Genomic DNA, 21,991 nt, shown 5'->3' with positions numbered 1-21,991 from the left:
TGCACTGCGCCAAAGCCCATGCGATGGAAGCGCGGCTTGCGATGGCTGGTGTGGCTCCTGGGACTCACCGGTGTGGTGCTCCTGGCCGCACTGGAGGTCTTCTACAGCCACACTCTCGCGAAGGTACCTGCCCTCCCCTCCAAGCCCGTGCCCCTTTTCCGGCCTGCTGAGCGACTCCGGCTCCAATGGTGGATGAGCATGGCGCGGCCCCAGGTGACTCACGTCCAACCCATCTGGCCCTGGACAGTGGCCCTTGGTGTATTGAGATTGATCCCTTTTACGACCGCGTGCTTCGCAGAATGCGAACCCGAGGGATTCGGGCTCGCACTCGATGCCGCGTATCGCTGGAGTGATGAATTAGAGGAGCGCGGCACCGACGGCATTAGGCCTGGGGAACGCGTAGCGCTGGCCGTCTGGCTCACGCGCCACTGGAACGTGGAGGACCTGGTAATGGACGAACTCCAGCACCGCTCCCTCGACCTACAGGAACAGGACATCTTCGACGCCGCCAGGAGCGTCTTCGGCAAGGAGTGGGCAGAGCTCGACCTCGCGAGCACCGCACTGCTTAAAACGGTCTACGACGATCCCACGAGACGGGACCCCTGGTGCGCTCCGGAGCACAGTCTTGAGGGACGAGACTGGCTCCTGCGCGCCTCTCACGAGCACGGAGACATCACCCAGGATGAGCTGGAGGAAGCGCTCCGGGCACAGCCTCTTCTCGCACCACGTCCCAAGCAGTGGCCTCCCTGCAGAACACCTTGTCGAGGGAGTGGCACCCGAGATTGCGACGATCCGCCTTGATTCGAGGTGGATGCGACTTCTTCCCCGTGCTAATGCCCACGGACGGTCCTGAAGGCTGCACTGCGCCAACACCCATGCGATGGAAGCGTGGCTTGCAATGGCGGGTGTGGCTGCTGGGACTCATGCTTGTCTCGCCCCTGGTCGCACTGGAGGGGCTCTACCACCACACCCTTTCGCGGGTGCCCACCCTTCCCTCCAAGTCCGAGCGACTGTCCCTGCCCGAGGAGCGCCTTCGGCTCCGCTGGTGGATGAGCCTGGAGCAACCCCCAGTGCCTTACGTCCAGCCCGTGTGGTCGTGGACCGCGGCGGTCTATGTCCTGAAGGTATTCATGCGCACCTCGGATTATCGAGACGACTCACCCATGGGCCTCACGCTCGCGGATGGGGTGGCTCGCCAATGGAGCTCCGAGCTGGAACAGCAGGGCGCCCCCCGTCTTCGTGGACCGGAACGCCTGGCCCTGACGGTATGGCTCACGCGCCACTGGAGCGCGGAAGACCTGGTGATGCACGAACTCCAGCACCGCTCACTCTTCCAACAGCACGACAGTGTCTTCGACGCGGCCAGAAGCGTCTTCGGAAAAGAGTGGGCGGAGCTCGACCTCGCGAGCATCGCGCTGCTCAAGGCGTTCATCAACGCGCCCTCGCGCTGCAACCCCTGGTGCGCTCCGGAGCGCAGCCTGCGGAAAAGGGACTCACTCCTGCGTGCGGCTCACTCGAACACAGACATCACCTTGGAGGAGTTGGAAGAGGCCCTCCGGACCCGGCCTCTCCTCGCACCACGCCCCAAGCATTGGGCCTCCTGCGAAAACTCTCGCCTGGGCGACACCTGGAACTCCGCCACTCCACCTTGACGAAGACACGTCCTCAATCGACGGACACCGTCCAGCCGACTCCCTCCCTGCTCGCAGGTACGCAGTACGAACAAGCAGCACGCAGGACGAATGCGAGCACGCGAGCTTCCGCGAGGCTCGCTTGTCGCCAGGGCCCCCAGCCTCAACCTTGAGCATGAGGAAAGGACCCCACCCATGCGACGAGCGCTCTTCTCAGCGGCCCTGACGTTCAGCTTCTTGATGACTCCCGTTGCCCTCGCGCAGACAGCGGGCAGTGGTGCGAGCGGTGGGACGTCCGCTCAAGGAACAACCCCTCTCCCCGAGAATCAGCAAGGCAGAGGTGTCTCGGGCGATACCAGCGTGCAGCCCCCGGGCACGTATGAGTCAGGCAACTTCTCGCCCGTCCCACAGGGCGCCACGGGTGCCGAGGACAATCTCGGCACGCCGAACACGGACTACTCGGGCACCGGCGGCTCCGGCGCCAGCGATCCACGCTACACCCCACCCTCGCCCGGAACCTCGTTCGTGCCTCAAAGCTCGGACGTCGGCGGCACAGCAGGTACCGGTGGCTCAGGCACCACCACCCACTCGAACGGGAACACCGCCACGGACAACAACTCCAACGTCAGCGGCACCCAAGGCACCGGTGGCTCGGGCAACACGAACAACACTCCCGCCCAGAACCAGGGCTCTGGAAATAGCGTCCCCAGCGGCAGGGCGCCCTCCACGTCGCAAGGCACTGAGCCCACCGACGCGGCCGGCGACGCACACGGTGGCAGCGCGGAGGCCGCCGCCTCGGGAAAGGACCTGAGTCCTCGGCAGCTGACTCGTGAAGTCGCGATGCTTCGCTCCGATGTCCTGCGACTCCAGCGGCAGGTCAACGCCCTACGCGGCGGGCACGCAGACAAGCAGGACGAAGGCACCGGCGGCTCGGGACAGACTGCCTCGGGACAGAATGCGCCCCCGGAACAGAGTGCATCCTCGGAGCCCGCACGGGACACGGGGGCGAACCCTGAGAAGACCGTGGTCGCCAGCGTCGTCATGACCGGACAGGTGGCCTCGACCTCCAAGGGACGCGTCGTGGTCCGAGACTCGGAGACCGGTGACCTCTACAACCTGCGCGTGGGACAGAACACCCAGGTGGTCCGCGATGGCCAGCGCATCTCCCTCGACAGCCTGCCCCAGGGCACCGCCGTCCAGGCCGCGTTCAGCCTCATCGCCGACGGCAGCACCGATGCGACTCGAATCCAGGTCACCCCGAGCCCACGCCCGCGCTCACGCTGAGCCGTCACCGCTCTCGCGCGAACCGCTCGATGCGCTCCATCGCCAGCTCCATCTTGTGGCGCGCGGAGCTGTTCGCCGAGTGCACCCGGACTCGAGGAGGAACGAAGCCTCGCGTGGCCACCGCCTCCTCGAGCCACAGCAGCACGTCGTAGCCCGTGCCGTGCTCATCGTCTCCGAGGTCATGGTCGAGGCTGAGCTCGACGACCTGCCCGGCTTCGAGCAGCGCGATGGCCTCCTCCGGCCACCGCACCGCCACCCAGCCCTCGGGCGTGGGGCGCTCGTCGTCCAGATAGACCTTCATCGACGTGCCCACTCCACCGTGGACCTCAGCGTTCCTCGTCCTTCGACTTGCTCTCCGTGAGCTTCCGCATCTTCGCGGCGAAGGGGCTCTCCCCCTCCACGCGATTGGGTCCGCCCGCCAGCCGCTGGCGCCGGGTCATCGCCAGCGGACCTTCCGCGGGACCCTCCAGCGCTTCCTTCTCGTAGCGGTCCTGCCCTCCGAGCGCGCGTCCCACGGGACGGGCAGAGGCAACGCGACGATTGGTATCCACGGGCATGACGGGACCTCCAGCGGTGGCGACGCTCCCCGTTCTACCCCACCCGCGCGCTGCTCGCAGCCCCCCACGTCTCCTCCGGGGCCTCCAGCGCCGCGCCCACGTGCCGCAGCACCTTCGCCACCACCTCCACGTCGAGCGCCCGCGCATCCCACGTGCACGTCAGCGTCATCATCCGCCCGGGCACCAGCTCGCCCGCTTCCACCACCGGTACGGACCGCACCGCCCCCGGCGCGAGAATCAACGGCACCCGCGTGTACGGCACCGTCGCCACGAAGCCTCGCTCCAACCCCAGCGAGCCCAGGCTCGTCACCACCACCGAACCGAACGGGTCCCTGGGCATCCCCACCCAGCGCAGGTCGATGTTCAAGGTGAACCAGACGAAGGACAACAGCCGCAGCGCCAGCCCCATGAACATCCCGGGGATGCGATACGAACGGCGCTTGCCCCGCTCGATGACCGCGTCCTTGCGCGAGCGCACCTGGGCCACGACGGCCTCCATCGCCCCCGCGAACTCGCCCAGGGACAACGTGTCCGCGCAAGGCACCGTGGCCGTCGTCAGGTCCGCCCGGCCCGACTCCTCGGGCTGAACCACGAGCACGCACACGCCCACGTCCACGCGCGGCACGGGGGAGCCCCAGCGCAGGAGCACGTTGGCCTCGGGATGCAGGCGCAGCGCATCCGCGGACGCCTTGGCCACCAGGTGTGTCACCGTGAGCCGCTGCCCCGTGCGAGCCCGCCACGCCTCCAGGAACGCGACGGCCTTCTCCATGCGCACTTCCAGGGACGCATAGGCGCTCGCGTCACTCGGCGAGCGCCAGGCCCCCAGGGCGAGCTTGCGGAAGGCACCCGGCGGAGGTGCCGGCTTCAGGTCGAGTTCCACGGCGGGTGTCCGGCTTCGCACGGAGCCCGGGTGCCTGCAACCCTGCGCCGCGCACCCCACCCTGTTAGACAGGGGGCCACTGCTGGAAGCCCCCTCTCACCGAGGCACCCGACATGACGCCCCTTGCCCTGGCCCTGTCCCTCGCCCTCCAGGCCGCGCCGGCCCCGCAGAAGGCCCCGCCCCCGAAACCCGCTGCCCCCGCCAAGACCGTGTCCACTCCCACGACGCCCGAAGACCTCGCCGCCTCCACTCGCGCCTGGCATGAGCAGCGCATCCAGCGACTCCAGTCCGAGGAGGGATGGTTGACGCTCGTCGGCCTCTTCTGGCTCAAGGAGGGCGAGCAGACCGCCGGCTCCGCGCCCGAGAGCGACCTGGACTTTCCGGCCGGTACGCCCGCGAAGCTCGGCACCTTCACGCGCAAGGGCAACACCGTCAGCTTCCAGCCCGCGTCGGGTGTGCGGTTCACGCGCAACAACAACGAGCCCTTCACCGGGGGCGAGCTGAAGACGGATGAGAAGGGCTCGCCGGATGTGGTGAAGCTCGGCAGCCTCAACTTCCAGGTCATCCTCCGGGGCGACAAGCTGGGTGTGCGCGTGAAGGACTCGCAGGCGCAGGCGCGCAAGCAGTTCCACGGCATCGAGACCTATCCGGCGAGCCCCACGTGGAAGGTCACCGCGCGCTTCGAGCCCTCGGCGACTCCGCGCACGCTCCAGGTGCCCAACGTGCTGGGCACCACGGAGGAGATGAAGGCGCCGGGCACGCTCGTCTTCACGGTGGACGGCAAGGAGTACCGCCTGACGCCGGTGGAGGAGGAGGGCTCCAACCAGCTCTTCATCATCTTCGCGGACGAGACGAACCGCGACGCGACTTACGGCGCGGGCCGCTTCCTGTACTCGGACATGCCGAAGGACGGGCAGGTGGTGCTCGACTTCAACCGCTCCTACAACCCGCCCTGCGCCTTCACGCGTTTCGCCACCTGCCCGCTGCCGCCCCGTGGCAACCGCCTGGCCGTCCGAGTGGAAGCCGGCGAGAAGCGCTACGGCGACCACTGACGTCCGGGAAGCTGTTCATCCCGCTGTGCCTTGCGCCAACAGGCCACGAGCCGACACACTTCTCCGTCCGCTCGTGGCCCGTGACTCCATCAGTGCATGCTGGACGGCTGCTCCGAAGTGGCCTCGCGCCCGCGCGACGGCTCCATGCGCGGGGCAATGCCCTTGTCCACCTGCCGCAGCAGCGCTTCACTGAAGGCCGGCAGGTCCCCCGGGTTGCGTGAGGTGATGAGGTTGCCGTCCTCCACCACCTCGCGGTCCACCCAGCGAGCCCCCGCGTTGATGAGGTCCGTGCGGACGGAGGGCCAGGAGGTGACGGTCCGCCCGTCCAGGACATCCGCCTCCACCAACATCCACGGCGCATGGCACACGGCCGCCAGCGGCTTGTCCGCGCGGTAGAAGTCCCGCACGAAGCCCACCATGTCGATGTCCATGCGCAGATGGTCCGGCGAGTAGCCCCCCGGAATCACCAGCGCATCGAAGTCCCGGGACGACACGTTCCGAATCGCCTTGTCCGGGGTGATGACCTCCTGGCCCTTCTTGCCCTTCACGGGCTTGTCAGCCTCCACGCCGATGACGACCGCCTCGTGCCCCGCTTGCTTCACGCGGTCATACGGAATGCGGAACTCAGAATCCTCGAAGTCGTCTGCCAGGATGAACGCGATGCGCGCCATAGGACGTCTCCTTGTTGCGAATGGACGGGTTGTCCCGTGCGCTGAAGGTGCCCACGCGCCTCGCGACGACACAGGCGCGTATCCACGCGTGGCTCGCCCGCCTGCCCACCCTCCCGACGAGGGACTCCTCCCCGAGCGTCCCCGCCCTCACGTCCATCCCCTGTCACGCTGGCGCGCTCCCCCAGGGGCGGTCATTAATCGCCCCATGCGCGCCTCTCGCCTGCTCGCCTCCGCCCTCGTGGTGCTCGCCGTGTCGGCCTCCGCCTGTCGCAAGAGCCAGTCCCAGGGCACCGCGTCTCCCCAGGACTGCGTGCGCGTCGCGGACGACTGGGGTCCGGACGGCGCCGTGCCCATCACCGTGGACGTCATCGCCGAAGGCCTGGAGGTCCCCTGGGGCATCGCCTGGCTGCCAGGGGGCGACGCGCTCGTCACCGAGCGACCCGGCCGCGTGAGGCTGCTCAAGGCCGGCGTCCTCCAGCCCCAACCCGTGGCTACCGTGCGCATCACCCGCGCCGCGGAGGGCGGACTGCTCGGCATCACCGCCCACCCGGACTTCGCGACGAACCGCTGGTTCTACGTCTACGTCACCACCGACGCGAGCGGCCAGGACGAGAACCGCGTGGAGCGGTGGACCCTCTCCGAGGACCACACCACCGCGACGTTGGACCGCGTCGTCTTCGGCGGCATCCCCTCCGCCACCTACCACGACGGCGGACGCCTGCGCTTCGGCCCCGACGGCATGCTCTACGCGGGCACCGGCGACGCCCGCGAGCCGGACCGCTCGCAGAACGTCAATGACCCCGCCGGCAAGCTCCTGCGCCTCACCCCTGAAGGACAAATCCCCCAGGACAACCCCTTCCCCAACTCCCCCGCCTTCCTCACCGGCATCCGCAACCTCCAGGGCTGGGACTGGAAGGATGCCACCACGCTGTACGTCACGGACCACGGCCCGAGCGGCGAGACGATGCGCCGGGGACACGACGAGGTGAGCCTCGCGCGTCCCGGGAGCAACCTGGGCTGGCCCGGCAGCTACTCGTGCGAGATTCACGAGGGCTGGGTGACGCCCTCGCTCACGTTCGCGGACGCGATGCCCCCGGGGGGCGCCGCCCTCTACACCGGCACCGCCATCCCCGAGTGGAAGGGCTCGCTGCTGGTGGGGACGCTGGGCTCCCGGCACCTGCACCGCGTGGAGTTCGCCTCGGACAACCCGGCCCGCGTCGCCCGCCACGAGGTGTACCTTCGCGACACGTACGGCCGGCTGCGCGAGGTGAGCATGGGTCCGGACGGCCACCTGTACGTCACCACCAGCAACTGCGACGGGCGCGGGGACTGCGGGGCGAAGAAGGACCTCATCCTCCGCCTGAGGCGCTAGTCGCGCCCGCGGGCAGGCCGACGGTTCGCGCGAGGGGGTCGTGACCTCGCTCTTCCGTTCTGGAAGACTGCGCGCCGTGCACTTGGAGATGCCTCTCGTCATTGGACTGATGGTGGCGGCCATCGTCCTGGCCATCGCAGCCAAGCGGGCGAACATGCCCTACAACGTGGCGCTCGTGGTGGGAGGGCTGCTCATCTCGGTGGGCAACCTGCTCCCCGGCGTGCCACCCCTCAACCCGGAGGTGGTGTTCCTCGTCTGCCTGCCGGCGCTGCTCTTCGAGGGAGGCATCACCGCGGACCTCAATGGCATCCGCGCCAATGCCCTGCCCATCCTCATCCTGTCCACGCTCGGGATGGTGCTGGCCATTGGCGCCACGGGCACCGCGCTGCACTACCTGGTGGACCTGGCCATCTGGCCCGCGCTGCTGTTGGGCGCGCTCCTGGCAGTGACGGACACCGTCTCCATCCTCTACGCGTTCCGTCGCGCCCCGGTGCCGCCGCGCCTGTCCGGCATCATCCAGGGCGAGAGCCTCTTCAACGACGGCACGGCGCTGGTGGCCTACGCGGCCATCGCCAGCGTGGTGGCGGGAGCCGCGGCGCCGTCCCTGCCGATGCTGGCCGCGCGGGTGCTGCTCGCGTCGGCGGGTGGCGCGGTGGTGGGGCTCGCGGTGGGCATGCTGGGCGCCTTCGTCATCCGCCGCACCGAGGACCCGCTGGCCGAAATCATGGTGACGACGGCCGTGGCCCTGGCCTCGTTCGTGGTCGCCGAGCAGATTCACCTGTCGGGCGCCATCTCCGCCGTCGTCGCGGGACTGGCCGTCGGTGTCGGGCTTCGCAAGGACGTGTCCCCGCAGAGCCGCGTGGCCATCCACTCCTTCTGGGAGTACGCCACGTTCGGGGTGAACACCTTCCTCTTCCTGGCGGTGGGGCTCACCACCAAGCCGGAGACGCTCAGCGGCTACCTGCCGGAGACGGCCATCGCCGTGGGCTGCGTGCTGGGCGGGCGCGCGGTGGCCATCTACGGGCCCTTCTTGCTGCTGCGGCTCATCCGGCCGGCGGAGGCGGTGCCGCCGCGCTGGCAGCACGTGTTCATCGTGGGCAACATCAAGGGCGCGCTCTCCATTGGGCTCGCGCTGGGGCTTCCGGAGACGACGCCGGGCCGCGAGAAGCTGGTGGCCATCGCCTTCGGCGTGACGCTGGTGTCGCTGGTGGGTCAGGGGTTGGTGCTCACGCACGCGCTGAAGTGGCTGGGCCTGTTCCAGCAGGACGAGGTGGCGCTGGCCATGTCCGAGCAGCGCGGCCGGCTCATCGCCAGTCGCGCGGCGCACCAGGAGCTGGCGTCGCTGCACGAGCAGGGGCTGGTGCCCCGGGCCGCGTATGACCACCTGCGCAGCGAGTACCAGGTGAGCATCGCGCGGGCAGAGCGGGAGCTGCGGCGGCTCAATGACCATCATCTGGCACAGGGGGCCAGGGACCTCATCGCCATGCGACGGCGGCTCATCGACGCGGAGCGCACGGCGTTGCAGGTGGCGCGCCGGAGCGGGCTCATCCCCGAGACGACGGCGGAGCACATGCTGGCGCAGTTGGATGAGCGGACGCTGATGTTGGAGAAGGTGTTGCACGGAGCGCACGGCGACGAGCCGGCGGCGGAGCCCGGGAGGAAGGCGTCGTGAAAATCGTCATCGCGGGAGGGGGACGGGTGGGAAGTGTGCTCGCGTCCCGGCTGGTGGCCGAGCAGCACAGCGTGACGGTCATCGAGCGGGACTCGAGCATCTGCACGCGCCTCTTCGAGGAAGTGGGCGTGGTGGCGGTGTGCGGGGACGCGACGAGTCCTCAAGTACTCGAAGCGGCGGGCGTGGCGTCCGCGGACGTGGCGGCGGGCGTGCTGGCGAGGGACCCGGAGAACCTGGCGTTCGCCATGCTGGTGCGCAGCATGTCGCCCGCGCGCATCATGGTGCGCATGCTGGACACGAGCTACCGCGAGGCCTACCGGCTGGCGGGCGTGAAGGAGCTGGTGGCGGAGGCGGAGGTGGTGGTGGCGAAGATGACCACGGCCATCGACTTCCCGCAGGTGGCGGGCTCGTTGCCGCTGGGTGATGGCGACACGGTGCTGTTCGAGCTGGCGCTGCCGCTGCGTGCGCGCGTGGCGGGGCAGACGGTGGCGCAGGTGCGGGCGATGGAGGGCTTCCCGCGCGAGTGCATCTTCATCGGCATGGTGGACCCGCAGGGCCGGGCGGCGCTGCCGGATGGGAGCACGGTGCTGAAGGCGGGGCACACCATCATCCTCGTCGCGAGGCGGGCACAGCTCGCGGACGCGGTGACGTTCCTCACGACGGAGCCGGTGGGCACGACGGGGGCGGCGGCGCTGGCGGCGACGTTGCGCAAGGTGGACTTCCTGGCGCCGTTGAATCCGGGAGAGTTGGAGGCGGTGGCACGAGGCGCGGAGCACCTCCAGCGTCCGGCGGGCACGGAGCTGTTCCGACAGGGTGACGCGGGGGAGAGCTTCTACGTGGTGCTCGCGGGCGAGGTGCAGCTCAAGGACACGGGGGGACAGGCCGTGGCCACGGTGAAGCCAGGAGGCTTCTTCGGAGAGCTGGCGCTGCTGACGGGCGAGCCGCGCACGGCCACGGCGGTGACGGCCACGGCCTGCGAGCTGGCGGCGGTGGGCCGCGAGGACTTCCGCAGCGTCGTCATGGCCAACCCGGGCGTGGCGCTGGAGATGAGCCGCATCCTCGGAGAGCGCCTGTCGCGCGCGCAGGGCGGCAAGACGCCCAAGCGCTGGGGACTGTTCGGCCGGTAGCGGAGGAGCGGTGGGGCGTCAGGAGCGCCACCACCGCGGCTCAGCCCTCGGCCAGCTTCTTCAACAGCCGCTCGGCCTGCTCGCGGACGACGCCTTCTCCCAGCGCCTGCGCGCGCTGCGCATGGTGGATGCAGGCGGCACGGTCCGTCAGGAAGTGCGCCACCGACATGTTCAGGTGCGTCGTCGCATCCTCGGGATGCGCGGCCAGCGCCTGCTCCAGGATGGGCTTCGCGCGGGCATGCTCGTCGTCCTGCATCAGGAGCAGCGCCAGGTCATTGACCGGCCCCAGCTCGGTGGGCACCAGCGCCACCGCCTCCTCCAGTCGCCGCCGTGCCTCCGCGCGCTCACCCAGCGCTCCATGCATCTGCGCCAGCGCATGCAGCGTCTGCCAGCTCCGGGGCGCCAGTCGCAGCGCCTCCTCGAAGAGCGCCTTCGCCTCCGCGAAGCTGCCCGCGCTCATCACCGCCAGGCCGTGCATGTACACGTAGTTCACGTGGTTCGGCTCCACCTGCCGCAGCTCCAGCGCGGAGCGCTTCGCCCCCTCGGGGCTCCCCGCCGACAGGTAGAGCTTGAACAGGTCCTCCAGCACCGCGCGCCGCAGACCGCCCTGCGCCTTCTCCAACGCCTGCGTCCCCGCCTGGATGCCCAGCCCCAACGAGCCCTGCGCCGCATGCGCGCGCATCAACATCAGCAGCGGCATCGCCTCCTGCGTCGCGCCCTCGGCCGCCTTCTGGAAGTGCGTCACCGCCGCGCTCGGCGTGCCCTGCTGCAGATGGATGCGCCCCAGTTCGAAGTGCGTGTGCGCGCTGTCGGGCGACACCTGGAGCGCGGACTCATACGCGGCCCTCGCGCCATTCAGGTCGCCCCGGTCCAACAACAGGCCGCCCAGGTTGAAGCGCTCGAAGTAGCCCGACGTGGGCGCCGCGGCCAACGCCTTGAGCGCCTCCAGCGCATCCGCGTTGCCCGCCTGCGCCCTCAGCATGGCGAGGTGCGCCTGCCCCTCCGCATGGTCCGGCTTCGCCTTCAAGAGCCGCAACGCCGCGGCCTCCGCGTCGCCCGCCGCCCCCGTGCTCAGGTACGTCCGGACCAGCCCCAGCAGACAGTCCACGTCCTCCGGGTCGATGGCGAGCCCCTTCTGGAAGCTCTTCACCGCCTCCTGCGGCTGCCCCACCTGGAGAAACCGTCCGCCTTCCCGAGCATGCGTCGATGACATGCCCCGGGTTTATCACGGGCTCACGAGCCCCGGCAGCCCTGGGACGGGCCCCCGGAGCCCCTGCTGGGAGAGTGAATCCACGACACTCAGCGACGCAGCGCCGCCGCGGCGATTCCCGGAATCTTCAGCCAGGACGGAGCCCGCTCGAACTGGACCAGCCGCCGCCCCAGGTCGCCCACGCCGCGGTGCCCCGGGACCCAGGGCGGGACGGGCAGGCTCGTCAGCGGCGCGCGCAGGACGGACTTCTCCACCTGCTCCAGCATCAGGCTGTTGTGCACCCAGCCCAGGCCACTCTGGATGTCCCGGGCCGTCGAGGACGGATGCCCACCCCAGGGCAACGAGACGAGCGCATAGCCCGCCGCGGGCCACGTGTTCACCGCCACGGTGCCGTAGCGCAGCTCGCGGATGGCCTTCTCCAGCGCGGCGGCCACGGCCGCGTCCTTCAGCGAGCTCGGGTGGACGATGAGCGTGACGTTCAACGTGCCCCACACCTTGTCGTTGAGGAACGACACCGCGCTCGCCAGGAAGGCCACCGGGTCGTCTCCACCGGGCAGCCCCGTCTCCGAGAGCACCGTGCACCAGGGCTCGTGACGGAAGACGCGGTCCTCGGCGTGGCGCGGGTCCACGTCTGCAATCAGCGCGAAGGGCAGCTCGCCCACGCCCGCGTGGCCCACCTGCCGCAAGTGCGGACGTCCCTCGGTGAACTGGCGCCAGCGCTGGTCCGCGCCCGGGTAGTACGCGCGCCGCACGGTGGCCTTGCCCAGGCTGGCCTCCACGACATCCACCAGGTGCGAGCGGGGCCTCCAGTCCTTCGGCTGCACCAGCAGCTTGGCCGCGTTGCAGTTGAAGGACGCGTTGTTGGACACCATGCCGGCGATGCTGTCCGCCTGGAAGCGCAGCTCCCCTTCCGTGTACGGCCCCGGCACCACCACCACCGGCGAGATGTTCCCCAGCTCGCTGGTGAACGGCTTGCGCAGCAGGGGCTCATCGCGCGCGCGCCGTGCGTCCGACTCCGGGCCGGGCGGCCCCCACACCAGGGCGTCATGGGTTTTGTCGCTGCCGGTGATGTGGACCTCATCCACCGCCGGGTGCCCTACCAGCGCCGCGCCTTCGTCCGCGCCGCCGTACACCACGGCGAAGACGTCCCGCCGCGCCAGCGCCGCGAAGGCCTGCTCCAGCAAGGGCCCCAGGTAGGCGTTCACCGGGTTCATCTTGAGGACACACGCGGCGCCTTCGACGAAGAGCTTGTAGAGACAGTCGGCGGGAGGAATCGAGTTGACGTTGCCCGCGCCGAGCACCGCGCACAGCCGTCCGTCATGCGGCTTGCGGTAGAAGGACGCCTGGTGCTCGCGGAGGTTGTCGGCGGTCACGCCGGGGAGGAAGTGGACCTCTCCCTCGGTGCGCGGCAGCAGCATCCCCTCCAGCGCGTTCATCGGGTAGATGCGCGCCGCGAGCCTTCCGTCCTCCAGCGTGCGCAGCCGGGACGCGGGGATGCGCGGAACACCGTGACGTTGGATGTCCCGCAGTGATTCGGCCAGCAGGCGCAGGTTGCGCACCACCACCATGGGGCCCGCCAGCCACTCTTCTCCGGCCAGCGGACCGTGGGGGTCGATTCCCTTCGCCTCGCAGGCGGCGCGCACGCTCGGCTCGGCGATGGCCATGTAGCCGCGGCTGAGCTCCTCCAGCAGCGAGAGTCGCTCGGGAATCCCGAGCTTCACCCACGCTCGGGAGCCTTGCTTCACCCGCTGGATGACGGTCTCCAGCGTACTGACAGGCGTGCTGCGAGGGGCGGCGGCGAGACTCATGAGGACCTCCGGCAGAGGACGGGCTCCTCAAGCTAGAGGAGCGCCAGCCCGCGCGACACGAGTCCCCACGTGGACCGTCATCAGGTGGGCAACGGCTGGCCCAGACCCTTGCGCAGTGCCTCGTCGATGACGGATTGGATCTTCCGCTCCGAGTCGCGAATGTCACTCTCGTGGAGCGTGTGGAGCTTCTCCATCTCGCGGCCCATCTCCTCCTGCTGCCGGCCGAGCTTCTCCTGCTCACGGCCCAGCTCCTCCTGCTGCTTCGACAGCGCCTCCTGCTTCTCGTCGAGGGCGTCGATCTCCTTGTCGAGCGCCGCCTCCTGCTTGTCCAGCTCCGCCTGACGACGCTCACGCTCGGCCTCGGGGAGCGAGTCCAGGCGATTGGACTCCAGGTGCAACCCGGCGCGCTTGTGGGCCAGCTCCGCGTGCTGCAAGGCCAGCTCGCTCTGCTGCACGCCCAACTTGCCCTGCTTCAGTCCCAGCTTGCCCTGCTCCTGTCCCAGCGCCCCCATGCGCGAGCCCATGCCGCCCTGCTCCAGGCTCTTCACCCGGATGGGCTCCAGCGCGTCCTTCATCGCCTTCAGCGTGGCCGCGTCGCGGATGATGAACGCCTCACCCTTGCGACGGACGTAGAGCAGCTCGCCGCCGTTCTTGTCCTTGAACATCTTCGCGAGCTTCAGGTCCACCGTGCTGCCGTTCATCGTGGCCTTGTCGCCCGAGAGCAGCACATAGCCGGAGTCATCGTCCTCGTCGCGAGGCGACGGGGGCGTGGGCGGCGTCGGGGGAACGGCGAGCACACCGCTCACCGCCAGCCGTGGCGCTGTCGGGGCCATGGCCATCATCGGCCTCGGCGCGACAGGAGCCATGGGCGCGACGGCGCGCGGCCCCACCGGAGACGGTGGCGTCATCGGCGCGACAGGGCTCGGTCCCGTCGGAGGCAGAGCCACCATGGGCGCGACGGGACGCGGCCCCACAGGGGACGCTGGCGCCATCGGCGCGACAGGGGCGACAGGGGTCGTCCGTGCCGCCATGGGCGCGACACGAGCCGGCCCGGCGGGAGGCCGCGGCGGCCTCGGCGCGACAGGACGCTCACCCACGGGAGCAGCCGGCGCCATCGGTGCGACAGGGCTCGGTCCGGCCACGGACATCGGCGTGGCGGGCGTCGCCGCGTCCATCTTCCCGGTGCGCACGGTGCCTTGCTTCAAGGGCGCCGGCGCTGACGGAGCACTGTCGAGCGACGTCGGGCCAACAGAGGGTGGCTCCGCGATGGGCGTCGGCGCGGGAGTCGTGCTCGACGCGCGCTCCTGCTCGGCCTTCGCCTCCTGTCGCGCGACGACCTGGAAGGGCACCAGGGCCACGAGCCCCAACGCGGAGACCGTCACCTTCAACCAACGACGGGAACGGGAGGAACCGATGTCGACGTGCTCCAGCATGCTCAACCTCCTGTGCAACGCGTGAACGTGAGCGGACGCACCGAGCGCGGCGGCGGTCCCATGAGGACGGGTGACTCCGAAGGCGAGCAGCAGCTCGCCGTAATCCGCGGGCTCCGCGCCCGTCAGCCGCAGCGCCTCCGCGTCACACGCCTCCTCGCGGGCCAGCGCGTATTCCCGCGCCGCACGCCGCGCGAGCGGATGGAAGAAGAGCAGCGCCTCCGCGAGCGCCGGCACCCAGCCGAGCCACAAGTCACCGCGCTTCAGGTGCGCCACCTCGTGCGCCAGCGCCATGCGCAGCCCCTCCACGGGAAGCCGCTGCACCGCCTTCGTCGGCAGCACCACCACCGGAGACCACAGCCCCGTCGCCAGCGGACTCGCGACGACGTCCGACACGAGCAACGAAGGCGCCCGCCGCAGTCCCGCGCTCTCCGACAGCGCGAGGACCTCCGCCTCCAGCTCCGGGTGCTCCAGCGGGCGCGCGCTCCGCCGCAGCCGCCGCATCAAGGTCCAGCTCCGCGCCTGCGACCGCACCTGCCACGCCACGCCCATCACCCACGCCGCCAGCAGCGCCAGCACCAGGACCTGCTTCCAGCCCACCGCCAGCTCACGCATTCCGGACAGCAACGAGCCGTTCCCATCTCCGACGCCCTGCCCCGAGGCCTCGCCACTCGCCCCCTCCGTGACATGTCCCGAAGCCTCGGCGCTCGACCTCCGCGTGACTTGCCCCAAGGGCTCTTCACGCGCTCCCCATGCGCCCTGCCCCACCGGCGCGAAGTGGACCTCACCTCCCACCATCCCGAGAGTCCCGACGTGCGCGTCACGCTCGCCCACCAACCCATGCGCCGCACCGAATGACGGCGCCACCGCGCCACCCCGCTCCACCGAGCCGAGCGACGTGCCCACCGCGCCACGCTCGACTCGCTCGGAGCCCACGGGCGCCTTCGTCTCCGCCTGTCCCGAGAGGAACGCGAGCGACGCGGGCAACACCGGCAGCGCCAGCGGACGCGGCCCGCCGAGCGACACCACGAACTTGAGCGCCACCAACCACCACAGGCCCGCGCGCAGCGAGGCCGGCATCCGCGTCCACAGGCGCGTCAGCCCCCACACCAGCGCCGCGCACACCGCGCCCTGCCACGACGCGCGCCACAAGCCTTCCGGCCACGACGCCAACCCCGAGGCCACTTCCATCAGCCATCCGGTCCGCATGGGCTACTCCTTCCGCTTCTTCGAGCGAAGCCGCGCCACCACATCCTGGAGCTGCGCGAGGTCCTTGTCGGAGACATCGTCCGCGTCGGACAGGTACGCGGCGAAAGGTGACAGCGAGCCGGACAGGGTGCGCTGGACGAAGTCGCCCACCACATCCCGCAGCAGCTCTCCCTCCCGCACCGGCGAGGCGTACTGGTACACGCCGTCCACCTTGCGCCGCGTGAGGTAGCCCTTCAGCCGCAGCCGCTCCATCACCGTCAGGATGGTGGAACGCGCCAGCCCCTGGGGCTCACCGAAGCGCTCCACCACCTCGCCCACCGTCGCGGGCCCGTGCTCGGCCACGTACCGCAGCACCGACAGCTCCTGCTCACCCACCGGCTTCTTCATGACCATCCTCTGACGACAACTGTAGTCACGGAACAAGTACGCCTGACTACAGCCGTAGTCAAGCAGGCACCAAGGGGCGAAGCGACCCTTTCCCGCCACCGGGACGAGTCCCATGTTTGGGAATGAGCGGGCGGCCATGCCGCATGGAGGTGGCGCGAGTGACGAAGGGCGACATGCGGGAGGGGCAGGCAAGTCCGGATGCCTCCGCTCCGGCGAGTTCCGCTCCCGCGCTCGAGCGACTCCTCCAGGTGGGCAAGAGCCTCCACGCCGCGCTCATCGTGGACGCGGCGAATCGCATTGTCTGGATGGACACGGTGCTGGCCCTGTCCGCCGGCTGGAAGCATGGGGACGTCGGAGGGCGGGCGGCGGACGAGGTGCTCGCCCGGATGCCGTGGCTCGCCCGCGCGCTGGAAGCGGCGCTGTCAGGTGGACAGGGGCTGGGCGAAGGCAGCGGCGAGAGCCAGCGGCTGCGCGCCCTGGTGCTGGCCGTGCATGGAGACGACGACCAGTTGCTGGGAGCGTGCGCGAGGCTCCAGACGCTGGGGCTCGAGGAGGTGGCGCGAGACGCGCTGTCCGCGGAGCTGTCACGCGTCCGCAAGCGCTACGAGGACTTCATCGACAGCATCGACGGCATCGTCTGGGAGGCCGACGCCGAGTTCCGCTTCACCTTCGTCAGCAAACAGGCCGAGCGGCTCCTGGGCATCCCCGCGGAGCAGTGGCTGCGCCAGCCGGACTTCTGGGCGCGGCACGTCCATCCGGATGACTGGCCAGGGGTCCTCTCTTCGTGTCTGAGCGCCTGGAGGCAGGGGCGTCCTCACGAGTTCGAGTACCGCATGCTCGCCGCCGACGGGCACATCGCCTGGATGCGGGCCCACGTCACGGCCGTCATGGAGGATGGCCGGCCGATGCGGCTGCGCGGGCTGATGGTGGACGTCACGGAACAGCGCCAGGCCCGTGAGCGGCTGGAGCACGCCCACTCCGTGCTGCGCGCGACGTTCGATTCCATCGGGGATGGCGTCGTCCTGGTGGGCCTGGACCAGCGCATCATCGCCTTCAACAAGCGCTTCCAGCTCATGTGGGGTCTGAGCGACGAGGTGATGGAGTCACGCGTCGCGCAGCGGGCGCTGGAGAGCGCGGCGCCGCTGACCAGGGACCCGGCGCGCTTCGTCAGGCGCATCCAGGACCAGTACTTCCCCTCGGAGGAAATCACCGTGGACTCCATCGAGCTGCGCGACGGCCGCGTGCTCGAGGGCACGTCCCTGCCCCAGCGGGTAGGCGACGCGGTCATCGGCCGCGTATGGAGCTACCGCGACGTGACGGAGGAGCGCCGCGCGAAGGTGGAGCGGGAGCGGCTGCTCGTCGCGGAGCAGAACGCGCGCGAGCGGGCCGAGGAGTCCTTCGCGTTGCTCGACACGTTCCTCAACCACGCCCCCGTGGGGCTCGCCTTCATCAACCGGGAGCTGCGCTACCTGCGCATCAACGATGCCCTGGCGTCCCTGCACGGGCGCAAGCGCGACGAGGAGCTGGGCAGGACGGTGCGGGAGATGAACCCCAACATGGCCTCCATCTTCGAGCCGCTGATGCTCCAGGTCATGGAGACCGGCATCCCCCTGAGCGACATGGAGATGTCCGGACACGTGCCCGCCACGCCCGACGAGCTGCGGCACTGGCGCGTCAGCTACTACCCGGTGCGGACCCCGAGCGGCGGCGTCGTCGGGCTGGGCGCCGTCGTCGTGGAGGTGACGGCGGAGCACCGCGCGCGGCAGGAGCGGGAGCGGCTGCTGAAGGAGGCGCAGGAGGCCATCAGCGTCCGGGACGACTTCCTGTCCATCGCCGCCCATGAGCTGAAGACGCCGCTGACGCCGCTCAAGCTGCACCTCCAGATGATGAAGCAGCAGTCCACCGCGGGCCATGCGCGCCAACCGCACCACGTGGACAAGGCGCTCGCCCAGGTGACGCGGCTGTCCGTGCTCATCCATGACCTGCTGGATGCCACGCGCATCGAAGCGGGCAGGCTGGAGCTGCGCCGCGAGCCCGTGGAGCTGCAGGCGCTCGCCAACGAGGTGCTCGCGGAGACCCGCCCGCTCGGCCATCAACACACGCTGGAGTACGAAGCGCCGCCGGAGCCGCTGGTGGTGAAGGGAGACCGGGGACGGCTGGCGCAGGTGCTGACGAACCTCCTGGAGAACGCGTTCAAGTACAGCCCCAGCGGGGGCGTCGTCCGGCTGACGCTGGAGCGCGACGGAGCCCAGGCCCTCATCTCGGTGAAGGACACGGGCATCGGCATCCCCGAGGACCAGCGCGAGCACCTCTTCCAGCGCTTCTTCCGCGCGCGCAACGCGCCCATCTCCGGCTTCGGCGGGCTGGGCCTGGGGCTCTACATCTGCCGCGACATCATCGAGCGCCACGGCGGCCACATCTGGGTCGACACGGAGGTGGGCCAGGGCTCCACCTTCCGCGTCACCCTGCCGCTGGAGACCTGAAGGCTCAGCGCTGGAAGTCCACGCCCACGCCCATGCCCGCCGTCACGCCGCGCACCAGCTGCCCATCCGCCTGCGGGAAGTGCACCGTGCCGCCGGAGCCCCACGCGTACAGGTGGTTCACCAGTCGCTGGCGGACCTCCACGCCCAGCGAGTAGCGAGGCCTGTCGCCCAGCGCCGTCAGCACCGCGCGCGCCAGGGCCCGGGTGCGGCCTCCGGGCAGCTCGAAGCCCGCCGACACATCCAGGTCCGTGCGGCCAAAGCCGTGGTACTGCGCGGCCACGCTGCCCAGCAGCAGCGTCGTGTCGGCGCTGCCCTTGGCGATGGACGCCTCCAGGTAGCCGGCGAAGCCGTCCGGGAGCTCCTCGTCGGCGATGGGCTGCTCCGTCAGGCCCGTGCCGGAGAAGCGCCCCAGTTCGTAGTCCGGACCGAACATGCCGAAGCGGAAGCGCCCGCCCTGCTTGCGGCCCTGCAGCGTGAAGCTCAGCTGCGTGCCGCTCTCCAGCTGCCCCTCCATCGCCACGCCCAACAGGCCACCGACGGCCGGCGAGTGCGACTCCGCGAAGCGCGCGCCACCGGCGAGCAGCGCCCATGCCCGCAGGCGCTCACCCTTGTAGAGGGCGACGTCGCCGCCCACCGAGGTCAGCGTCATGTTCGGCGTCTCGCCGCCCGCCTTCGCCGCGTCGTGAGCGGCGGACAGGCGCAAGAGGTAGCGGTCGAACTTGCCCGCGTCGTCACTGGCCGCGCGGCCCAAATCCAACATCAGCTCACCGGCGAAGATGCGCGCGCCCAGCACGTCGCTGGCCAGAAGCTCCGCGCGCACCGGGCCCTTCACCATCGTCAGCGAGCCGCCCGCCGGGTGGTAGTCCGGCGACAGCGCGTTGCTGTAGCGGCCCATCAGGTAGCCCCGGCCCAGCGACTCGTCGACGAAGGGCTCCACGCGCAGGAAGAGCGAAGACTGTCCCTCCCGGCCGATGCGCAGCATGCGCACCACCTGGCCGATATCGCTCAGCTCGTCCCAGTCCTCGCGGCGCAGGCGCGCGCCGTAGTCGCCGTCCGCCTGCTTGGGTTCCTCGTCCACCATGCGCATCCGGAGGTTGGCGCCCAGCCGCAGCACGAAGGAGTCCCCCTTCGTCAGCCCCAGCGAGGGGTACACCCGGATGAACAGGTCCTGCCCGCCGTCCGGCGTTCCGGAGGGGAGGCTCAGGCCACCGGCCTCCAGCTGGCCGCTGAAGCCGAAGCCCTCGCCGCCCACGCGACTGCCTGGAGGCGCGGGTTCATCCAGGCGCGCCGCGGACACCGGCGTGTCCTGTCCAGAGGGCTCAGGCCCCTCCTCGGAGATGGTGGAGCTCTGGTTGGATACGAGGGCGAAGAGGACGAGAAGGGGGGCGCCAGTCATCGTCCCCTGAGTCTACCCGGCCCCGTGCTCCCGCGAAGCAACTGGGCCTCACGGTGTGGGTGACACTGCCGAGCCTCGGCACACCCGCCTCACGGGTGACACCCCTGTCACGCTCCTCCGCCCTCCAAGCAAGCCCGCTCGCGAGGGGCGGCCCTCAGCCGCAGCGACCGCCCTCGTCATCCGGGGCCGCGGGGAGGATGGCCCGGTGGGGACGCTCCTCCGCCGCGCCCACCAGCCAGCGCGACAAGAGCCGGATGCCGGACGCGAACAGCCCGTCCTCCGCGCCGCGCAGCGCCTCGAAGAGGGACTCGTCCAGCACGGAGTCCTCCGGGTCGATGACGAGCTCCTCCGGCTCCAGCGACTTGAGCAGCGGGCTCTGGTCGAACACCGTCTCCAGCGGGTGCGGGCGGAGCCGGTGCAGGCCCGCGCTCGCCACCGCGTCCAGCCAGTCCACCCACGACGGCTCCGCGCGAGCCAGCGGCAGCAGCTCCTCCACGCCCGACAGCCCCGCGTGCTCGGCCACCAGCGACAGCCGGACGCGGCGGATGGCGCGCGACACCGCGTCACCCTCCTCCTCCGACTCCCAGCTCAGGTTCAGCTCCGAGTCCAGGCCGAGGCTGCGGTTGGTGGTGTTGGCCGAGCCCAGCGTGAGGAAGCGGTCGTCCACCACCATCACCTTCGAGTGGATGTACGTGTAGACGTCCGCGCCCGTCTCCGGATTGCGCCCCGCCGAGCAGTACACCCGGAAGGTGTTGCCCGTCTCCTTCGCCACCATCTCCAGCGTGCGCAGGAGCCGCACCTGGGCGATGCCCATGGCCAGCTGCTCGCGCAGGGCCTCCGGCTGCCGTGGCAGCACCAGCACCACCTGGATGGGTGGACGTCCCGTCGCGCGGAAGCGCTTCACCAGCGCCTGGAAGATGGCCCGCGACGAAAAGTATTGGTTCTCGATGTAGATGAACCGGTCCGCCGCCTCGATGGCGTCCAGGAACAGCGCGCGAACCTCCTGCACCGCTTCCTGCGGCGGCACGAGCGTCTTGCCGAACGTGCGGCTGATGGCCACGGGCCCCGGCGGCGCCGGCACGCTGGACGAGAACGTCACGTCGTCGCGCGCCACCCGCGGCAGGTGCAGCTCACCGCCGCCCGCGTGCGCCCAGCGCGCCTCGAACAGCTCCGTCAGTCTCTCCACCACCGGCCCGGTCAGCACCGCCTGCACGTCGTGATAGGGGCCGTGAGGGTCTCTCCCGCTGTCGCACCTCAGCGTCGAACCCAGCCGGTGCTCGCGGTCATCCCACCGACAATCACAGACATCCATGCCGCCCGTGAAGGCCTGCACGCCGTCCACCACGACGAGCTTCTGGTGATGCGCCCCGTACAGGGGACTGGAGGCGTCGAAGCGGAACTTCACGCGCTCGTTCGTCGTCCAGTTGAACAGCAGGTGTTGCATCCACTCGCGCTCCATGGCGAGCAGCATGCTGAAGTCCCACGCCAGGATGTAGACATGCAGCTCCGGGTTGGCCCGGCACAGCGCATCCAGCATGGGCAGCAGGCGCACTTCGCCGCCGCGCGCTTCTTCCAGGTCCTCGCCCCGCAGCAAGGACACGTCGCTGTCGAACTGCCAACCCGTCATCGCGATGTAGCGACGGGCCTTCTTCGCCGCCCGGTACAGCTCCCGATAGTAGTCGCGCCCGTCCACCAGCACGCCACCGTCGCTCGAGTCCTCCACCGTCCAGCAGTTGCGTCCGGGAATGATGATGCGCTTCACGCAGTCCGCTCCCCTCGCCGCCCCCACCCTGAGCGCCACATGACCGTGGCGCCCTCGCGC

At 70.1% G+C, this 21,991-nt stretch carries 18 protein-coding genes; 8 read left to right on the top strand and 10 right to left on the bottom strand.

Features of this window, described 5'->3' with window-relative positions; translation table 11 throughout:
• Positions 1-36: 36 nt before the first annotated feature.
• The 3 genes from LZ199_RS20740 to LZ199_RS20730 all read left to right on the top strand — a co-directional run bounded on the left by LZ199_RS20740 (position 37) and on the right by LZ199_RS20730 (position 2,915).
• Positions 37-801 carry a transglycosylase domain-containing protein gene (locus tag LZ199_RS20740; RefSeq protein WP_253995462.1) on the top strand — a complete coding sequence of 255 codons (765 nt, stop codon included), beginning with the start codon at positions 37-39 and terminating at the stop codon, positions 799-801.
• 122 nt (positions 802-923) lie between these two features.
• Complete coding sequence (locus tag LZ199_RS20735) at positions 924-1,652, top strand: transglycosylase domain-containing protein (RefSeq protein WP_253995461.1); 729 nt, start codon at positions 924-926, stop codon at positions 1,650-1,652.
• Between the two features lie 174 nt (positions 1,653-1,826).
• Positions 1,827-2,915, top strand: coding sequence for a hypothetical protein (locus LZ199_RS20730; protein ID WP_253995460.1), 1,089 nt, complete (start codon positions 1,827-1,829; stop codon positions 2,913-2,915).
• A 4-nt stretch (positions 2,916-2,919) separates the two neighbouring features.
• Here LZ199_RS20730 and LZ199_RS20725 read toward each other — a convergent pair whose 3' ends face one another.
• The 3 genes from LZ199_RS20725 to LZ199_RS20715 are packed head-to-tail and all read right to left on the bottom strand — an operon-like array spanning position 2,920 to position 4,352.
• Positions 2,920-3,216, bottom strand: a complete 297-nt coding sequence (locus LZ199_RS20725; RefSeq protein ID WP_253995459.1) for a cyclic-phosphate processing receiver domain-containing protein — start codon at positions 3,214-3,216, stop codon at positions 2,920-2,922.
• Positions 3,217-3,241: 25 nt separating this feature from the next.
• Positions 3,242-3,472, bottom strand: a complete 231-nt coding sequence (locus LZ199_RS20720; protein ID WP_253995458.1) for a hypothetical protein — start codon at positions 3,470-3,472, stop codon at positions 3,242-3,244.
• A 34-nt stretch (positions 3,473-3,506) separates the two neighbouring features.
• On the bottom strand, positions 3,507-4,352 hold the full coding sequence (locus LZ199_RS20715) for a 2-oxo acid dehydrogenase subunit E2 (RefSeq protein ID WP_253995457.1): 846 nt from the start codon (positions 4,350-4,352) through the stop codon (positions 3,507-3,509).
• Between the two features lie 113 nt (positions 4,353-4,465).
• On the opposite strand from LZ199_RS20715, the gene LZ199_RS20710 reads away from it, so the two are divergent.
• Positions 4,466-5,404 (top strand): DUF1684 domain-containing protein, encoded by a 939-nt coding sequence (locus tag LZ199_RS20710; protein WP_253995456.1) that lies wholly within the window; start codon positions 4,466-4,468, stop codon positions 5,402-5,404.
• A gap of 89 nt (positions 5,405-5,493) precedes the next feature.
• On the opposite strand, the gene LZ199_RS20705 is transcribed toward LZ199_RS20710, so the two are convergent.
• On the bottom strand, positions 5,494-6,075 hold the full coding sequence (locus LZ199_RS20705; RefSeq protein ID WP_253995455.1) for a type 1 glutamine amidotransferase domain-containing protein: 582 nt from the start codon (positions 6,073-6,075) through the stop codon (positions 5,494-5,496).
• A gap of 205 nt (positions 6,076-6,280) precedes the next feature.
• Here LZ199_RS20705 and LZ199_RS20700 point away from each other — a divergent pair, with 205 nt between their 5' ends.
• The 3 genes from LZ199_RS20700 (at position 6,281) to LZ199_RS46165 (ending at position 10,246) form a co-directional block, all read left to right on the top strand.
• Positions 6,281-7,447 carry a PQQ-dependent sugar dehydrogenase gene (locus LZ199_RS20700; RefSeq protein WP_253995454.1) on the top strand — a complete coding sequence of 389 codons (1,167 nt, stop codon included), beginning with the start codon at positions 6,281-6,283 and terminating at the stop codon, positions 7,445-7,447.
• A gap of 76 nt (positions 7,448-7,523) precedes the next feature.
• On the top strand, positions 7,524-9,119 hold the full coding sequence (locus tag LZ199_RS20695) for a cation:proton antiporter (protein WP_253995453.1): 1,596 nt from the start codon (positions 7,524-7,526) through the stop codon (positions 9,117-9,119).
• Positions 9,116-10,246 carry an NAD-binding protein gene (locus LZ199_RS46165; RefSeq protein ID WP_323389795.1) on the top strand — a complete coding sequence of 377 codons (1,131 nt, stop codon included), beginning with the start codon at positions 9,116-9,118 and terminating at the stop codon, positions 10,244-10,246. The genes LZ199_RS20695 and LZ199_RS46165 overlap by 4 nt, the downstream gene beginning before the upstream one ends.
• A 40-nt stretch (positions 10,247-10,286) precedes the next feature.
• On the opposite strand, the gene LZ199_RS20680 is transcribed toward LZ199_RS46165, so the two are convergent.
• The 4 genes from LZ199_RS20680 to LZ199_RS20665 form a co-directional block, all read right to left on the bottom strand.
• Positions 10,287-11,459, bottom strand: a complete 1,173-nt coding sequence (locus tag LZ199_RS20680) for a tetratricopeptide repeat protein (RefSeq protein ID WP_253995452.1) — start codon at positions 11,457-11,459, stop codon at positions 10,287-10,289.
• Between the two features lie 86 nt (positions 11,460-11,545).
• Positions 11,546-13,264: an aldehyde dehydrogenase family protein gene (locus LZ199_RS20675; protein ID WP_253995451.1), complete on the bottom strand. Its 1,719-nt coding sequence runs from the start codon at positions 13,262-13,264 to the stop codon at positions 11,546-11,548.
• A gap of 80 nt (positions 13,265-13,344) precedes the next feature.
• Positions 13,345-15,903 carry a M56 family metallopeptidase gene (locus LZ199_RS20670; RefSeq protein ID WP_253995450.1) on the bottom strand — a complete coding sequence of 853 codons (2,559 nt, stop codon included), beginning with the start codon at positions 15,901-15,903 and terminating at the stop codon, positions 13,345-13,347.
• A 3-nt stretch (positions 15,904-15,906) separates the two neighbouring features.
• Positions 15,907-16,290, bottom strand: coding sequence for a BlaI/MecI/CopY family transcriptional regulator (locus tag LZ199_RS20665; RefSeq protein WP_163864150.1), 384 nt, complete (start codon positions 16,288-16,290; stop codon positions 15,907-15,909).
• Positions 16,291-16,595: 305 nt separating this feature from the next.
• On the opposite strand from LZ199_RS20665, the gene LZ199_RS20660 reads away from it, so the two are divergent.
• Positions 16,596-18,773, top strand: a complete 2,178-nt coding sequence (locus tag LZ199_RS20660; RefSeq protein WP_407667225.1) for a PAS domain-containing sensor histidine kinase — start codon at positions 16,596-16,598, stop codon at positions 18,771-18,773.
• Positions 18,774-18,777: 4 nt separating this feature from the next.
• Here the strand turns inward: LZ199_RS20660 and LZ199_RS20655 are convergent, their stop codons facing one another.
• Both LZ199_RS20655 and LZ199_RS20650 read right to left on the bottom strand, forming a co-directional pair.
• Complete coding sequence (locus LZ199_RS20655; protein WP_253995448.1) at positions 18,778-20,169, bottom strand: hypothetical protein; 1,392 nt, start codon at positions 20,167-20,169, stop codon at positions 18,778-18,780.
• Between the two features lie 154 nt (positions 20,170-20,323).
• Complete coding sequence (locus LZ199_RS20650) at positions 20,324-21,931, bottom strand: phospholipase D-like domain-containing protein (RefSeq protein WP_253995447.1); 1,608 nt, start codon at positions 21,929-21,931, stop codon at positions 20,324-20,326.
• Positions 21,932-21,991 lie beyond the last annotated feature (60 nt).

This window comes from Myxococcus qinghaiensis, assembly GCF_024198215.1.
GTDB classification, from domain to species: domain Bacteria; phylum Myxococcota; class Myxococcia; order Myxococcales; family Myxococcaceae; genus Myxococcus; species Myxococcus qinghaiensis.
The sequence above is the reverse complement of the archived record's forward strand: the minus strand, read 5'-3'. Positions and strand labels throughout refer to the sequence as shown.

Excerpts from the sequence above, each read along its gene's own strand:
- LZ199_RS20735 (WP_253995461.1), top strand. The coding sequence starts at position 924 with ATGCTTGTCTCGCCCCTGGTCGCACTGGAGGGGCTCTACCACCACACC.
- LZ199_RS20730 (WP_253995460.1), top strand. The coding sequence starts at position 1,827 with ATGCGACGAGCGCTCTTCTCAGCGGCCCTGACGTTCAGCTTCTTGATG.
- LZ199_RS20725 (WP_253995459.1), bottom strand. The coding sequence starts at position 3,216 with ATGAAGGTCTATCTGGACGACGAGCGCCCCACGCCCGAGGGCTGGGTG.
- LZ199_RS20720 (WP_253995458.1), bottom strand. The coding sequence starts at position 3,472 with ATGCCCGTGGATACCAATCGTCGCGTTGCCTCTGCCCGTCCCGTGGGA.
- LZ199_RS20710 (WP_253995456.1), top strand. The coding sequence starts at position 4,466 with ATGACGCCCCTTGCCCTGGCCCTGTCCCTCGCCCTCCAGGCCGCGCCG.
- LZ199_RS20705 (WP_253995455.1), bottom strand. The coding sequence starts at position 6,075 with ATGGCGCGCATCGCGTTCATCCTGGCAGACGACTTCGAGGATTCTGAG.
- LZ199_RS20700 (WP_253995454.1), top strand. The coding sequence starts at position 6,281 with ATGCGCGCCTCTCGCCTGCTCGCCTCCGCCCTCGTGGTGCTCGCCGTG.
- LZ199_RS20680 (WP_253995452.1), bottom strand. The coding sequence starts at position 11,459 with ATGTCATCGACGCATGCTCGGGAAGGCGGACGGTTTCTCCAGGTGGGG.
- LZ199_RS20675 (WP_253995451.1), bottom strand. The coding sequence starts at position 13,264 with ATGAGTCTCGCCGCCGCCCCTCGCAGCACGCCTGTCAGTACGCTGGAG.
- LZ199_RS20670 (WP_253995450.1), bottom strand. The coding sequence starts at position 15,903 with ATGCGGACCGGATGGCTGATGGAAGTGGCCTCGGGGTTGGCGTCGTGG.
- LZ199_RS20665 (WP_163864150.1), bottom strand. The coding sequence starts at position 16,290 with ATGAAGAAGCCGGTGGGTGAGCAGGAGCTGTCGGTGCTGCGGTACGTG.
- LZ199_RS20660 (WP_407667225.1), top strand. The coding sequence starts at position 16,596 with ATGGACACGGTGCTGGCCCTGTCCGCCGGCTGGAAGCATGGGGACGTC.
- LZ199_RS20655 (WP_253995448.1), bottom strand. The coding sequence starts at position 20,169 with ATGACTGGCGCCCCCCTTCTCGTCCTCTTCGCCCTCGTATCCAACCAG.